The 15312-nt window shown below is 39.7% G+C and carries 15 protein-coding genes; 5 read left to right on the plus strand and 10 right to left on the minus strand.

What is annotated here, in order from left to right:
• Positions 1-13: 13 nt before the first annotated feature.
• The 6 genes from F946_RS09395 to nudC all read right to left on the minus strand — a co-directional run bounded on the left by F946_RS09395 (position 14) and on the right by nudC (position 5906).
• The gene (locus F946_RS09395) at positions 14-1219 is read right to left on the minus strand and encodes an SAM-dependent methyltransferase (RefSeq protein WP_004981573.1); all 1206 of its coding nucleotides are present in this window, start codon (positions 1217-1219) and stop codon (positions 14-16) included.
• On the minus strand, positions 1216-2004 hold the full coding sequence (locus F946_RS09400; protein ID WP_004981574.1) for a DUF1365 domain-containing protein: 789 nt from the start codon (positions 2002-2004) through the stop codon (positions 1216-1218). The genes F946_RS09395 and F946_RS09400 overlap by 4 nt, the downstream gene beginning before the upstream one ends.
• 9 nt (positions 2005-2013) lie before the next feature.
• Positions 2014-3297, minus strand: coding sequence for an NAD(P)/FAD-dependent oxidoreductase (locus F946_RS09405; RefSeq protein ID WP_004981575.1), 1284 nt, complete (start codon positions 3295-3297; stop codon positions 2014-2016).
• Entirely contained in the window at positions 3294-4280 is a 987-nt protein-coding gene (locus tag F946_RS09410) for an acyl-CoA desaturase (protein ID WP_004981576.1), read from the minus strand. Before F946_RS09410 ends, F946_RS09405 begins: the two co-directional genes overlap by 4 nt.
• Positions 4281-4414: 134 nt before the next feature.
• Positions 4415-4963 (minus strand): lipocalin family protein, encoded by a 549-nt coding sequence (locus F946_RS09415; RefSeq protein ID WP_004981577.1) that lies wholly within the window; start codon positions 4961-4963, stop codon positions 4415-4417.
• A gap of 169 nt (positions 4964-5132) precedes the next feature.
• Complete coding sequence (gene nudC / locus F946_RS09420; protein ID WP_004981580.1) at positions 5133-5906, minus strand: NAD(+) diphosphatase; 774 nt, start codon at positions 5904-5906, stop codon at positions 5133-5135.
• 383 nt (positions 5907-6289) lie between these two features.
• Between nudC and F946_RS09425 the strand changes: the two genes are divergently transcribed.
• Both F946_RS09425 and F946_RS17040 read left to right on the plus strand, forming a co-directional pair.
• Entirely contained in the window at positions 6290-7813 is a 1524-nt protein-coding gene (locus F946_RS09425; RefSeq protein ID WP_004981582.1) for a cryptochrome/photolyase family protein, read from the plus strand.
• 3 nt (positions 7814-7816) lie between these two features.
• A complete protein-coding gene (locus F946_RS17040; RefSeq protein WP_080632296.1) occupies positions 7817-7951 on the plus strand; it encodes a DUF2256 domain-containing protein in 135 nt (44 codons plus the stop codon).
• A gap of 14 nt (positions 7952-7965) precedes the next feature.
• On the opposite strand, the gene F946_RS09430 is transcribed toward F946_RS17040, so the two are convergent.
• From F946_RS09430 to F946_RS09440, 3 genes are all read right to left on the minus strand, one after another.
• Complete coding sequence (locus tag F946_RS09430; RefSeq protein WP_004981583.1) at positions 7966-8220, minus strand: TIGR03643 family protein; 255 nt, start codon at positions 8218-8220, stop codon at positions 7966-7968.
• A 179-nt stretch (positions 8221-8399) separates the two neighbouring features.
• A complete protein-coding gene (gene uraH / locus F946_RS09435) occupies positions 8400-8801 on the minus strand; it encodes a hydroxyisourate hydrolase (protein WP_004981585.1) in 402 nt (133 codons plus the stop codon).
• A 10-nt stretch (positions 8802-8811) separates the two neighbouring features.
• Positions 8812-9300, minus strand: coding sequence for a GlcG/HbpS family heme-binding protein (locus F946_RS09440; protein ID WP_035326664.1), 489 nt, complete (start codon positions 9298-9300; stop codon positions 8812-8814).
• A 105-nt stretch (positions 9301-9405) separates the two neighbouring features.
• Here F946_RS09440 and F946_RS09445 point away from each other — a divergent pair, with 105 nt between their 5' ends.
• Both F946_RS09445 and F946_RS09450 read left to right on the plus strand, forming a co-directional pair.
• Positions 9406-10077 (plus strand): heavy metal response regulator transcription factor, encoded by a 672-nt coding sequence (locus F946_RS09445; protein WP_004981589.1) that lies wholly within the window; start codon positions 9406-9408, stop codon positions 10075-10077.
• Positions 10074-11453 (plus strand): heavy metal sensor histidine kinase, encoded by a 1380-nt coding sequence (locus F946_RS09450; RefSeq protein ID WP_035326667.1) that lies wholly within the window; start codon positions 10074-10076, stop codon positions 11451-11453. The genes F946_RS09445 and F946_RS09450 overlap by 4 nt, the downstream gene beginning before the upstream one ends.
• A gap of 55 nt (positions 11454-11508) precedes the next feature.
• Here the strand turns inward: F946_RS09450 and F946_RS09455 are convergent, their stop codons facing one another.
• On the minus strand, positions 11509-12456 hold the full coding sequence (locus tag F946_RS09455) for a sensor domain-containing diguanylate cyclase (RefSeq protein WP_004981592.1): 948 nt from the start codon (positions 12454-12456) through the stop codon (positions 11509-11511).
• Between the two features lie 246 nt (positions 12457-12702).
• Here F946_RS09455 and F946_RS09460 point away from each other — a divergent pair, with 246 nt between their 5' ends.
• Positions 12703-15273: a bifunctional diguanylate cyclase/phosphodiesterase gene (locus tag F946_RS09460; protein WP_004981593.1), complete on the plus strand. Its 2571-nt coding sequence runs from the start codon at positions 12703-12705 to the stop codon at positions 15271-15273.
• Positions 15274-15312: the final 39 nt, after the last annotated feature.

Consider the following 15312-nt stretch of genomic DNA (forward strand, 5'->3'; position numbering starts at 1 on the left):
GTTTTATTTCTGCTTAGTAAGCACTGGCTTCAAACAGCAAATGAACATCACTGATCACACCCTCCCTAAAACCACCTTCGCAATAACACAGATAAAAATCCCACATACGTATAAAACGCTCATCAAAATCAAGTTGCAGTACTTGATCACGCTGCTCCAGAAAACGCTGGCGCCAACACTTCAGGGTTTGTGCATAGCTTTGACCAATATCTTCCAGATGTTTGAGACGAAGTTTTTGCTCAGAAGCCGTTTGCGTCATCACACTGATACATGGAATAAAACTACCGGGGAAAATATAACGCTTAATGTAATCTACCGTATTTAAAGCTTTAACATAGCGTGCATCTTCAATCGTAATCGCCTGTATCAAGGCTAGACCATTCGGCTTGAGGAGCTCTCGGCATTTTCGGAAATAAGTTGGTAAATATTGCTCACCAACTGCTTCAATCATTTCAATGGACACCAATTTGTCGTATTTACCCTCGAGTAAACGGTAGTCCTGAAGCTGTACAGACACCCGATGAGACAGCCCTGCTTCAGCAACTCGGGCGAGTGCTTCATCGTACTGAGCTTTGGAAATGGTAATGGTGGTCACCTTACAGCCATAATGCTGAGCCGCATAAATGGCAAAGCCTCCCCAGCCGCTGCCAATTTCAACCAAATGGTCCATCGGTTGCAATTGAAGTTTTTGGCAGATCAGTTCTTTTTTATAATCTGAAGCTTGTTCCAAGCTCATACAGGGTTCTTTAAACACCGCACTGGAATACATCATGCTGGAATCTAAGAACAATTTAAAAAAATCATTGCTCAAGTCATAATGCTCAGCAATATTCTGACGACTACCATCAATCGAATTCTTGCGGGATTTATACCAAGCCTTGAGTACCAACTGGCTGGCTTTTGCCACTACATTTTGATTCATCCGATCAAGCACATCACGATTACGTGCTAGAATACGAATTACGTTGACCAGATCTTCACTGCTCCAGTAACCACGAATAAAGCCTTCTGCTGCCCCCAGTACACCATTACGGAACAGCAAATCGATAAGGCGTTGGTCGTGAACTTGAATTACTGCATGCAAGTCACTGTAATTTTCCCCGACCAGACCATTCCAGATACCTTTAAATATTAGCTGACCATGACGCAATTTCAGCATATGGCGTAGGACTATCGGCAGTTCGGTATGCTCTCCCATTAACAGTGTTTTCATAGTCATGTCTTTCCTTTTTCTTTTTTAGGATGCCGATAAAACGGAATTTTCTTTTTCCATAAGCGCAAAGCATGTAGATAAATCCCGCTCACCATCCTAAAGGGCTCAAGAACTTTTAATACAGCATATCGATGTTGCTGTGAAGGAAGTGTGATGGCTTGCAGCTTAAATTTCATCGTGGCATCAAATTGCAATATTTCTTGTTCAAACAGCTGCATGTGAATCACATTTTGCTGTTCTGAAAAGCTAAAATGCCAACGATAATCCAGTGACATCGGCATGAATGGTGACACATGAAAGGCCTTTTTAAAGTCAAACTGGTGGCTCTGGTAAGGCGTATGTTTAGTTACATTGTGCCGACAATCGTGAATGTACACCTGACGTTCATTCCACGGTGTATTGGTGATTTCACTCAGTATAAAAATCAGTTGATCGGTCGTATCAAAGATCAAATAAAACACCACAGAATTAAAACGAAAACCCAGTGTGCGTGGTAAAGCCAGTACACGAATAGATGCAGCATGTGGTAAATGATAGTTTTCGTGCTTGATCAGTAACCGTGCAACTTTCTGCCGAATCGAGCCATATTCCATGTTTAGAAAGTCACGTTCATCCAAGGTCAATAAATTCCAGCGACTAGAAGACCAGAACCAAGATTTTTGGGTAAAATTTGCCAGTTGATCCGGATCAAAGCATAAATAGCTAAGCTTCACCTCAAAAGCATGTGATTTGGGCAAATAGCGACGATGGCGAATTTCGGTAGAAGCGATAGCCAGTGGATACATTTGCATTCTGTACTCCTAAGCCGCTTGCTCAGTGTGTTGCAGCAACTGATTTACAACCCATGAAGCACTACGCGCTCCATCTTCATGAAAGCCCCAGCCCCAGTAGGCACCACAGTATGACGTCCGGTTCTGACCATTAACCTCAGCCCAACGTTGTTGTGCCTCAATCGCGGCAGCATCAAATACTGGATGACGATAATATCGTTCTACCCATATTTTTTTCGGATCGAGGTTAAAGTTAGGATTGAGTGTGGCAAAGATTTGGGTTTTACAATTCAGGTTTTGCAACTGGTTCATCCAGTAACTGAAACCATAATGCATGCCACTATGCTGTAATGGAGTTGATTCGGTTGCACGACTAGGTGTCACATGTACATGCCAGCTGGCCCATTGGCGTCTGGATTTGGGCATGATATGAGTATCGGAATGCACCACCATATGGTTATCCTGATAACGAAACTTGCCAAGTACTTCCCGCTCTTGCGCTGACGGGTCTGTAAGTAAATTCAAGCTATCATCAGCATGGCTGGCAAAAATGACCCAGTCAAAACGTTCACTGCCCTGTCCAGTTTCAATCACTACATCATTGGCACTACGGGATACATGAATCACACCTGTCTTGCGGAAAGTCATATTCGATTGGGCCTGAATGGCACGAACATAACGAGCTGATCCACCCTTGAGCGTAAGCCACGAAGGTCGCTCTTTCAGCTGCAACATACGATGGTGCTGAAAAAAGCTCACCACAAATTTATACGGAATCTGTCCAGCTTGCTCTACTGGACAGGACCATAGCGCCCCGCACATCGGATAGAGATGTTCCTGACGAAAGGCTTCGGAATAGTCATGTCGATTGAGATATGCATCAATACTGAGCTGTGCATCGACCTGTTCAATATCAATATCTTTATTCGCCGCATAGAAACGAAACAGATCCGACAACATCACGCGAAAATCAGCGTTAAAGAAGTTTTGCGGTCGGAACAACAGCGAGAATTTTTTTGAAAGATTGTACTGCAAGCCAGTGACCTGATTGTTCACCGAAAAGCCCATGTCACTGCTTTGCGATTGAATCCCGAGTTCTTTGAGCATTGCACAGAACAGTGGATAGTTATGCTCATTAAATACAATAAAGCCACTGTCCACCGCGACCTGTTCGCCATCTATATTCAACTGATGGGTATCGGTATGGCCGCCAAAGTAGTTATTCTTTTCAAAGACCGTGACCTCATGTGCTTTGCTTAATTTCCAGGCCGCATACAAACCGGAAATACCTGAACCAATAATCGCAATTTTCATGGTGATTCCTTAGAATGAATAGTAGGAGCGCCTGTTTTGGCCGCTTTTCTCTGTTTTCGAGCTTGTGCAATTTTACTGACGTCGTAGACCCGCGCTGGAATTGGCTTTAAGTCCCAAACTATCCCGAGCCAAGACATAATTTTTAGTAGGTAATAGGTCACATCAATCTGCCACCAGTAAAAGCCCTGTCGGGTACTGCCTGCATAATAATGGTGATTGTTGTGCCAGCCTTCGCCCAAAGTAATGATAGACAAGAATAAATTGTTACGGCTTTGATCATCAGTGTCAAAATCACGGCTACCGTAATGATGCGCAAGTGAATTGATACATAAGGTCGCATGGATCAGCAACACGGTGGACACCACAAATCCCCAGACTAGTAATTGCAAGCCGGAAGTCCCCAGTTGCGGCCATGCTATTGCCAGCCATTCTCCTAGTACATAAATCCCACCCGCGGTCAACAACACAACAATTAGACTAAATCGGTCTAGCCAGATTAATTCCGGATATTTCAGCCAGTCTTTGATGACTTCTTTACGCGTGGCAAAGTTATATTCATTCAGAAACCAACCCACATGGCTATACCAAAAACCGTGGGTAGATGAATGCGGGTCTTGTGACGAATCTGTATAGCGGTGGTGATAACGATGATGGGCTGCCCACCATAAGGGGCCACGCTGTGCACTCATGGTACCTAGTAATACAAATAGGAACTGCACTGCACGCGAGGTCTGAAAGGTTTTATGCGATAAATAGCGATGAAAAAAAGCCGTAATGGAAAACATACGAATCAGGTAGAACAGCAGCATAAAGCCCACTGCAAACCACGACACTCCCACCCAGAACACTGCTAGACAAGCCAGATGCAACAGAATAAAGGGTAAAATCCGCTGCCACTGAATCTTGCTGTTTTCAGCCGTCAGTGTTTCGGGCGCTGTGGGTGTGGACCAGCTGTCTATCCATCGCATCAGAGTTTTCAACATGGACTCATCCTACTTTCGAGCGATTGTATTTATTCTATTTGATGAGTGTAATCAGTCAGGTATGAATTTTATGTGAAGTAAATAAAAAAACCGAACTGTTGAGAGATTTATCAGTTCGGCAAAAGGTTAGCAGATTAATGAGGCAATTTGATAAGTTTTGTCACGTCATAGCCATAATCTTTCGCAGTGTCTATATATGACTGATAAGTTGCTTCATCTAGTTGCGGTTCACGTGACAAAATCCATAGGTATTTATTACTTGGGCCACCCACCAGTGCCACTTTATATTCCGGGTCTACTCGTAATACCCAGTAATGACCTTTAGTAAAGGGTATCCATCTTAAACCTTTAGGCAAAAAGCTGACCTTCAGTTTGCTGTTCCCCTGATTTTGCGAATACGCAACACCTTCAGAGCTAATTATCTCGCCATTGGCAATTCGGCAGCTATTCAATACCCCGATAGTTTGATCGGCATTGACGCTATATTGTGCCGTGATATTAGCTATACATTTACGCTGAAAATACATCGGTAAATGCGCAATTTCATACCATTTACCGGCATACTTCTGTATATCTACCCGATCAACTGCCTGAGGCGCAGCAGTTTCTGCTTGAGTTGTTGTATTTAAGCTGATGATAGACAGTGCTATCGCTGCAAAAGCAGACTTAAATCGCATCTTCATTTTTTAGCCTTGTTGGATCTCAGGATTAAGATAACCCAGCTAGATGTGAACAAAGCGTGAAGATCAAATGATGCGATTCAGTTTCTCCAGATCAGGAAATGCCATCTGAATATTCACTACCTAATGCGTTATTGCAGTTTATTTGAGAGACCCAAACAAGATTACTTTTTCAAAGCCATTTTTTGCTGTCATCTGCAACAGGCGTTCCATGTATCACATGCTGAATCATGGTATAGGCTATACTGCCCTTAAACGGAATCTCGGGTAACTGATCAAATTTAAAAAATTGCGCATCGCTGAGTTCATTTTCTTGAATCTGAATTTCCCCTCCCTGATATTCTGCCTTGAAGGCCATCATCAGATTGCTGGGAAACGGCCACGGCTGACTGGCTAGATATTGAATATTTTTGATTTGTAGTCCCACTTCTTCCAGCGTTTCACGGCTTACTGCCTCTTCCAGGGTTTCTCCAACTTCAACAAAGCCTGCAATCAGGCTGTACATCTGGGTTTTGTTGCGAGCATTTTTTGCCAGCAGAATTTCATCTGTACCTCGGGTAATGATGGTAATCACACAGGGATTCACCCGCGGATACTGGTTATAGCCACAGGATGGACAGATCATGGCATACTGGCTGACATGCTGCTGGGTGACGTGACCACATTTACTGCAAAAGCGGTGGTTACGGCGCCATTCCAGTAACTGTACCGCACGGCTGGCCTGTTCAAACTGCGGTCTGCTCCAGACTTGCACCAGTTGCCGGATTGGAACCAGCTGATAACCTTCCGGCACCGGTTCGTCTTCTTTCAGGTCACGAGCAATGATCTCGCAATTTTCCGACAGGTTTAGGTCGTGCTGCAGTCTTTCTACCTGCGGCAACTGAAAATGCTCATCTACTAGTAATTGCTGCTGTCTAAAAATATACGCTTTTGAATGCATGCTCATGACAATTCCCTGATTAAAAAAATCCCATACAGAGGGGTGTATGGGACAAAACTAAGGAAGCTCACATGGAGTAACTTCAAGCCAGATACTAGGCGTGAGCTACTTGAATTACAACCATAATAATTTGTATCTTTTTGATTAAAATCACATAATTTTCACACTATTCATGTATTAAGAAATCATGTAAAGCGAGTTTCATCAACTGGCTTTAGCATTGTAGGGATGAATATTTTGTTATAGCAGTACTCATCATTTCTGTGCGATGTCAGCGGGCCATCTGGTCGAGTTGGATTGATTCAACATGCAGGATGATCTTTATTTTCACAAAAAATTGAACTGTCTTGACTTACACTGCGCTATCTTTCATAGGGTCTGGAATGGCTATGCGTTTCGGTTTAATTCTGGGTGACCAGCTTCATCATCAGCTTGCTACGCTCAAAGCGCTGGATCGTATCAGGGATGTGATCCTGATGGCCGAAGTTGTTGAGGAAGCCACTTATGTCGCCCATCATCCGCAGAAAATTGCCCTGATTTTTAGCGCCATGCGTCATTTTGCCAAAGAACTCAAAGCAGAAGGCTGGCGTGTACGTTACCATGCTTTTAAATCTGATAGTCCGATTCGTAGCCTGCTGGATTTCGTAGAGTCACAGCAGCAACTCTTACCAGTCACAGAACTGGTCATTACGCACTGCGGGGAATATCGTTTACAGCAGCAGATTGAACAGTATTGGAGCCAGCAGCTGCAATTGCCAGTACAATGCCTGAATGATGAACGTTTTTTCTGTAGTCCGGAGCAGTTCCGGCACTGGGCCAGTCGCTACCAGACACTGCGTATGGAATATTTTTACCGGGAAATGCGCAAGCAGACCGGTTACTTGATGCAAGGACAGCAGCCGTTTGGAGAACAGTGGAACTATGACAGCGCCAATCGTAAGGCCTGGGCTGGCAATCCCCCTTTGCCTGCACCACTTCACTTTGAACACGATCAGATTGATCTGGATGTGCTTGAATTGGTTGAACGTGAATTTTCCCGTCACTCTGGCAGCCTTGACAACTTCCGCTGGGGCACCACACGTAGCAATGCTCTGCTTGCACTGGAGCATTTCATTACCCACAGTTTGCCACATTTTGGCGATTATCAAGATGCCATGGTTCAAGACTCAGACATGCTGTTTCACAGCCTGCTCTCACCTTATCTGAACTGTGGTCTGCTACTACCTAAAGAAGTCTGTGATGCGGCAGAAGCTGCATACCATGCCGGTCATGCACCACTGAATGCAGTGGAAGGCTTTATCCGACAAATTCTCGGCTGGCGCGAATATGTTCGCGGAATTTACTGGCTGTACATGCCAGAATATGCCAGCCGCAATGCACTGCAGCACTCAGCACCATTGCCACAATTTTACTGGACTGGCCGTACTCGGATGAACTGTATGGCTGAGTGTTTCCGTAATACTTTTCAGCATGCCTATGCACATCATATCCAGCGTTTGATGGTGACTGGAAATTTTGCCTTATTAACTGGTGTAGACCCGCAGCAGATCAGCGAGTGGTATCTGGCAGTCTATGCCGATGCCTATGAATGGGTAGAACTACCGAACACGCTGGGTATGGTGATGCATGCCGATAGCGGCTTGATGGCCAGCAAACCCTATGCGGCCTCGGGCAATTACATCCATAAGATGTCCGATTACTGTAAGCACTGTAGCTACAATGTCAAAACTCGCACAGAGCTAGATAGCTGTCCGTTCAATAGCCTGTACTGGTATTTTATGATCCGGAATGAGGCGAAATTTCGTACTCATCCACGTATGGGCATGATCTATCGACAGCTAGATAAACTTAAAGATCGGCATCAGATTATCAGCCATGCCCAGCAACTTCTTAGCCAGATCAATGAGTTATAAACGATGAAAAAACAGCATCTCCCTGAAAAAATCTGTATCCACTGTTTGCGCCCTTTTACTTGGCGCAAGAAATGGTACCGCTGCTGGGAGGAAGTACAATATTGTTCTGAACGATGTAAACGTGAGTCCAGACGGTAATCAAAATCAAACACTTAGGAACGCTTGTATTGGCGTGAACAATAGGCCCGTATCACATCAGGTAAACGCAGCTGCAGATGCTTGGTTTTTCGGCCTGTCACACGTGCACGCCACATTTTAAAGCTACTGGGTTTCATATTTTGCCGCATCAAGCGGATCACTGCCGCTTCGTTCAAACCAAACTCACATTGAATGGCTTCAAATGGGGTTCGATCCTCCCAGGCCATTTCGATAATTCTGGATAAGTCTTCTTCAGAAAATTGGTTCATGCCATTCTCATTTTAATTACTATGAAGCTTCAATAAGTTCTATCAACTCATTTACATAACTTGAGTCAACTTTAATTCAACTAAAAGCATAATAATACGATCATGAATTTTTTGTGATTTTCTCTAGTTTACGGACTCAGCACAAATAATAGGGCTAGTTAGACTAGCCCTTTTAAATCTTAGTTGCCTCTATAAGTCGAATATCCATAAGGACTTAGAAGTAGAGGAATATGATAATGGCTGACACTTCCATCTACCTTAAAAATTACAGGAACTTCAGGAAAGAAGGTATCTTGCTTATTTTTTTTAAACCAGTCCTCGGTTTTAAAGGTAACTTTATAAATACCAGCTTCAAGCTTCTGATTTTCAGGAAACAATCCAGTAATACGGCCATTAGGGCCAGTATATTGCTGATTTAATTTCACCCATTTATTCCCGGTACTTTTTTCGAGTACCACCTCGACTTGAGCGGAAGGCAGACCATTTTCTAGATTCAACACATGCACACTTAAGGGGTTAGTTTGTGCAAAAGTCATTGAGGTCAACAATAGTGTTGAGAGTGGCAATAATTTTTTAAACATGATGAATTCCTTAAGGATTGAAAATAGACTTAACAGCTGTTTCAGCGCAGTAATGGTCATTTTTTGCGCCCCCTGCTCCGGCAACGCCAATGGCGCCGACCACTTGACTCTCATAACGCACAGGTACGCCGCCACCTAACAATAGTAAATTTGATAAAGTGGTTAAATTTTTTGCATCCTTATTTTCGTGGGCATTTTGACTTAACAACATGGTCGCCATTTTGGTGGATAAAGCGGTATAGGCTTTCTTTTCGGCTGCGCCTAAATTATGTGGCCCGACAGTTTCATGTCTCTTTGAAATCAAGGTATTTCCTCCCCGATCTACCACCACCACGGCAATATTGTGCTGTATTTTTTGACATACGGTCACAGCAGCATCAATAAGAGTTTGTGCTGTCTGAGAATCAAGTGAATAAACTTGATTCAATTGAACGGATTGTGCAAAAGTACTGCTACTCATCAGCATTACTGTTGCAATAAGCCCTTTGAGTTTGTTCATCATGATTGCCCTGAATTAAGTTTTAAAAATCTTATACAATCTGAATGATTTGGATGATGACAATCACATTACAAAGTTGTCATCTTCAAAATGAGCCTGAACAAAATGTGTATTCTAATTATCGAAGATGAAGTGAAAATCGCCTCATATCTAGTTAAAGGGTTAAATGAATCTGGCTATGAGGCGCAATGTGTCCATTCAGGGCTAGAAGGCTTGGAAAAGTTAAAAATGCATGCATATAGTCTGGTTATATTAGATGTGATGTTGCCCGATATAGATGGCTGGGCAGTCCTGACAGTATTGCGACAATTTTCTAAGATTCCAGTAATTTTTCTTACCGCAAAAGACCAAGTGATTGATCGGGTCAAAGGTTTGGAACTAGGCGCCGATGATTATCTAGCCAAGCCTTTTTCTTATATTGAATTACTGGCCCGAATTAAAAGTCTACTTAGACGTCAGCAGTATGTAGAGGAAAATCAATTAGAAATTGCAAATTTAAAATTGGATTTAATCCATCATAAAGTCTGGCGTAACCAACAGCCTGTAGAACTCAGTAAAAAAGAATTCAATCTTTTGCGCTTCTTACTTCGCCATCCGAATGAAATTATTACGCGCAGGCAAATAGCGTCTGAAGTCTGGCAGATCAATTTTGATACCGATACTAATTTTATTGATGTAGCTGTGCGGCGTTTACGCAGTAAAATTGATGAGGGACATGATATAAAGTTAATTCATACTGTTCGCGGTTTGGGCTATAAAATTTCGGTAGACAAATAATGTTTAACCCCATTCGTTCGCTAGAACTACGATTAACACTACTAGCTACCACTTGTGCTGCGATGGTTCTGTGTACTGTGGCGTTGATGACTTATCTTGGCATCAACCAGATTCTAATTACACAGCAAGATCGGGCTTTGGTTGAACGTATTGAACGTCTGGAAATTTTATTGCAGGACAGTCGCAATATTGAGCAGATTATTGCGCAGCCGAAGCTGTATCAAAATATGCTCGGCAATCAGGACAATCTATTTGTATTGCTTAAAGGGAATCAGGCTCTGATCAACATTAATCCTCTTGGCATTCCACTGCCTGAATTTACCCACCAGCCCCAGATTCAATTCCGTGATTTATCGGCTTATACTTATCCCACCCGTATTGCATGGAAAACTATTCAAATTAATCGACAACCCTATCTATTAATTGCAGGCAAGCAGTGGTCGGAACGTTTAGCGATTATCTCGCCTTTTAAAAAACGTCTATTTATCTATGTATTTAGCGGCATTCTAGCCATTTTCATACTTTGCGCGATTGCCAGCCGTTTCGGATTGAACGCATTAAGAACACTACGTAAACAAACTCATGCTATTAGTATTCACAAACTTGAACAGAGACTTAATCTAAATCATCCTCCTCAAGAGATCGAACAACTAGCCTCCGATATTAACGCCATGCTTGACCGTATTGCACTAGGATATAGCCAACTGAATCGTTTTTCCGAAGACATTGCTCATGAATTCAGAACACCTTTGAATAATTTAATCGGGCAAACCGAAATTTTACTCATGAGTAAACGTAGTCCCGCACAGTATCAGGAACTCTTGATTTCCAACTTAGAGGACTATCAACGTTTAAAACGAATGATTGACAGCATGTTATTTCTAGCACGCGCAGATGCGCACAAAGTTTGCTTAAACAAACAGAAGATTCAACTTCAATCATTTATAGAAGATATATTCAGTATTTTCGAGTATCAAGCCGAAGAACAACACTGCAATTTTGTTTTAAGTCTTGAGGCGACTGAGCTATCGGCAGATCCTGAACTGTTACAACAAGTGCTGTATAATCTGATATCAAATGCGCTCGTTCACGGCGGCAATCACCGAACTATTTATGTGCTTAGCCACCGGAAGATCATTAATAATATGCAGATGATTACATTATCTGTAATCACCAGTGGTTTGGAAGTTGCCCCTGAGCATTTGCCTCATCTCTTTGAGCGTTTTTATCAGTGCAACTCCAGCAGACAAAGTCCTCATCAAACGGGTGGTTTAGGCCTATCGATTGTTGCATCCATTTTAACGCTTCATCAGGGAATGTATCAGGCAGTCAATAGAGCAGAAGGTATATGCTTTGAATTGTGTTTTCCTAAATAGTCTTAAATTTAAATGTATGTATTAGGACATCAGTAAAGTAAATATTTACGTTATATTAAAAAATTAATTTAGACTTTAATTTTTTCTTATGCATATACATTTTTTTATCAGCTTGTTCTGCTGCAAATAATAAACCTTTATTTGGGACTCTCATTGAAAAACCAATAGCTATACTAATATCAACCTCACAAAAAGCATCTAGAATTCTTTTTAAAAGTATTTCAGCCCCTACTGAGTTGTTTTCCATACTTAATATTACAAATTCATCTCCACCTAATCTAGCAATAATATCATTACTGCGCACTGTATTCACAAGCACATTTGCAGCGCACTGTATTAAATGATCGCCAGCCGAATGCCCCAAACTATCATTAACTTGTTTCAAATCGTTTATATCAATAAAAAAAATTGCTGCTGGATGGCCATACCGTTTACATCGCTCTTCTTCCTTTTCTAAGAATTCTTCCCAAGCTCTTCTATTGTACAGACCAGTCAAATCATCTTTAAATACTTTTTTTCTTAAACTTTTAAACTCATTAATATGCTTAAATTGACGTAATTCAGCTTGAAGTATTCTACTAAGTAAATCTCCTAATAATTCTATTATAGCTATATCTTGACTTATATTTTCAGATTTTGTTTGAGGGTGAATAGCACATAATGTTCCAAATAAGCTACCATCCTCATTAGTTATAGGTTGGCCAATATATGATTTAATACTTACCTGATTATTAATTGGTGCACTTGCATATAGTTCAATTTTTTCTGAGGCAGGAGCAATTTTTGGACCATTTCCTTTAACCATATGGCAACAAAATGAATCAGCCCATTTGAAAACTTGACCTGGTTTAATATGGTATCCATGGTCTTCTGTTTGTAATACTATCCAATCATCACCTTCTACCCGAGTAATCATACATAAGTCAAATCCAAACCTCTGATGTAAAAAATTTAAAATTTCTCTTCCTGCATCTTCAAAATTTTTAAACTTTTGTTTATTCATTAAAGTAGTCCTTGGTTGTATACTAGCCATCTTTCGGTGAAACTTTTGATCCTAAACATACATTCTTATATCAAAATTAAAAAACATATAAAAGCAGCTAAATTAATATACACAAAAAAAACATATTTTTCATAAAGTTGTTTTTACTTTACAATGTTTTTCAATATAGACTATTGATACTTAAATTAAATAAAAAATTACTTTTATTTCGCATAAAATGTATTGGAGCCAAGGAGGGTCTGAAAAGTGAAGAGTGATCTTAGAAAGCTAAATATTGAGTATGTTTTAAATTCTATTGATAAAAGTACAGATCTTCAACTTATACTTAACTCGATATGTTCTTGGCTTGAATCAAATATTACAGATGCTTTAGTCACAATTATGCTTTATTCAGAAGTGGAGCAAACATTAACACTTGTAAATGGGGAACATCACTTTTCTTCTAAATATTGTCGTTCAATCAGTCCTTTAAAAGTTAAGGATAAGAATGGATCTTGTGGTACAGCTGCTTTTTCTAGAAAAACTATTATTAGTCGTAATTTGATACTTGATCCTAATTGGAAAAATTATTTAGAGTTTGTTAGAGAAGAAAATATTATTAGTTGTTGGTCTGTACCTATTATAAGTGCTAAAGGTATCTTATATGGAACTTTTGGCACCTACTATCGTGAAGAGAAGACGCCCAGATCAGAGCACTTTGAATTTATAAATCAAGCGGTATCATTAATTGCGTTAGCAATTGAAAGAGAAAATGAATACAAACAGAGACTAGCTATTAATGAAAAATATAGCTCTTTTTATACGCATCATCCTGATTTAATTATTGAAATTGACCTTAATGGTTATATTTTAAATTCAAATATTACTTGTAATAAAATTCTTGGATTCTCAGAAAAACAGATATTAGGAAAACATTTTTGGACTTTTATACCAACTAAATATCATAAACTTATTAACTTAGCATTTAAAGATGCATTAAAAGGTATTGCTAAACATTATAAAATTCCTGCATATCATGCTTCTGGCAAACTCATTTGGCTTGATCTTACAAATTTACCCATTATTCAAAATCAAAAAGTCACTGGTGTATTTGCCATCGCACGTGATATTTCTACACGTTTAAAAAATGAAGAAAGCCTGCGCTTATTAAAGCGCGGAGTAGATGCGAGTCCAAATGGGATCTTCATAACTGACATCTCTGATAATTTAGAAATAGTTTTTGTTAACCCCTCATTTACATCTATAACTGGATATAGCCCAGAAGAAATTTTAGGCAAAAGTTATAACTTCTTGTCAGGACCTGAAACTGATTTAATTCAGGTAGAAAAAATCAAAACAGGAATAAAGGAACTAAAAGAAACAACAGTGAAATTAAAAAAGTACCGTAGAAATGGAACTTGGTTTTGGTGTCGTTTAATGTTTGGACCTGTATTCGATCAAAATAATATTTGTACTCACTTCTTAGGTAATATTGAAGATATAACTGAGGATGAAAAGAACAGAAGTTATATTAAGTATCAACATACCCGTGACTCAATCACTGGTTTGCCAAATCAGAGAACATTTGATAAATTTTTAGAAAAAGAATTTGAACAAAAAAATCAATCCCCAGCTAGTCTGGCATTATTTTACATTGATCTTGATGATTTTAGATCTATGAATGAAAGTCTAGGCTATTTGATCGGTGATAAAATAATTAGAGATATCGGCTCACGTTTACAGGACTTATTAAAAAAAGATGGTTTACTGAGTCGATATATTGAAGATAAATTTATTTTGTTAGTAAAAAAATCGAAAAATCATAACCAATTAGTTACTTTGGCAGAAAGTATACTTGACCTTATTTCTCAAAACTTTCAGATTGAAAATAAAACTCTACATTTAACAGCTAGCATTGGAATTGCCGTAAGAAACTCTAATACTCGATATTCTTCAGAGCTATTATATGAATCCATGAATGCCCTGAAAGAAGCAAAAAAACAAGGAAGAAACACGTGGTATTTATATAAAAGAAATCCAAACAAATTTTTCCCAGAGAAAGATTATGCTCTTTTGCGATTAGAACTTATGACTGCACTAAAGGAAAAACAATTTAGATTATTTTATCAACCTTTGGTGGATCCACGAACAGGAAAAGTTCACAGTGTAGAAGCACTGATTCGCTGGCATCATCCTCAAAAAGGCTTTATTTTTCCTGATACTTTCATTCCATTAGCCGAAAGAACTGGTCAAATTGTCGCAATTGGTCAGTGGGTTCTTGAACAAGCGTGTTTTGATATTGCCCATATAAATGGAAAAAATAACGCTACAATTTCGGTCTCTGTCAATATTTCTCCTCTTCAATTCGGTCGCAGTAATTTCCTTAGTTGCTTGGAAAGTGTACTGATTAAAAGTAAACTACCAGCTAATCTTCTTAAAATCGAAATTACAGAAGGCGTGATTATTAATGGTGCAGATAGAGCAATTGAGATATTAAAGTCAGTTCGTGAGCTAGGAGTAAAAGTTTCAATTGATGATTTTGGAACAGGTTATTCAAGTCTTAGCTATTTACGTCGATTACCAATTAATCAAATTAAATTAGATCGTGAGTTTATAGATAATTTGACAAATAATTCTCAAGATGCATCTATAGTTCAATCTATAATTCATTTAGCTCATCAGCTTAATCTTGAGGTTGTTGCAGAAGGAGTAGAAACACTAGAACAAGCAAAAATACTTCATTATCAAAATTGTGATCTCTTGCAAGGATATTTTTACACGAAGCCAGTTGAACTGAATAACCTAATTTTTAAATACTACTCACTAGAAGAATGTTAAATTGTAGATTTTAGCTAAAAGTTAAAATCTACAAATAAT

This window comes from Acinetobacter johnsonii ANC 3681 (assembly GCF_000368805.1).
Taxonomy (GTDB): domain Bacteria; phylum Pseudomonadota; class Gammaproteobacteria; order Pseudomonadales; family Moraxellaceae; genus Acinetobacter; species Acinetobacter johnsonii.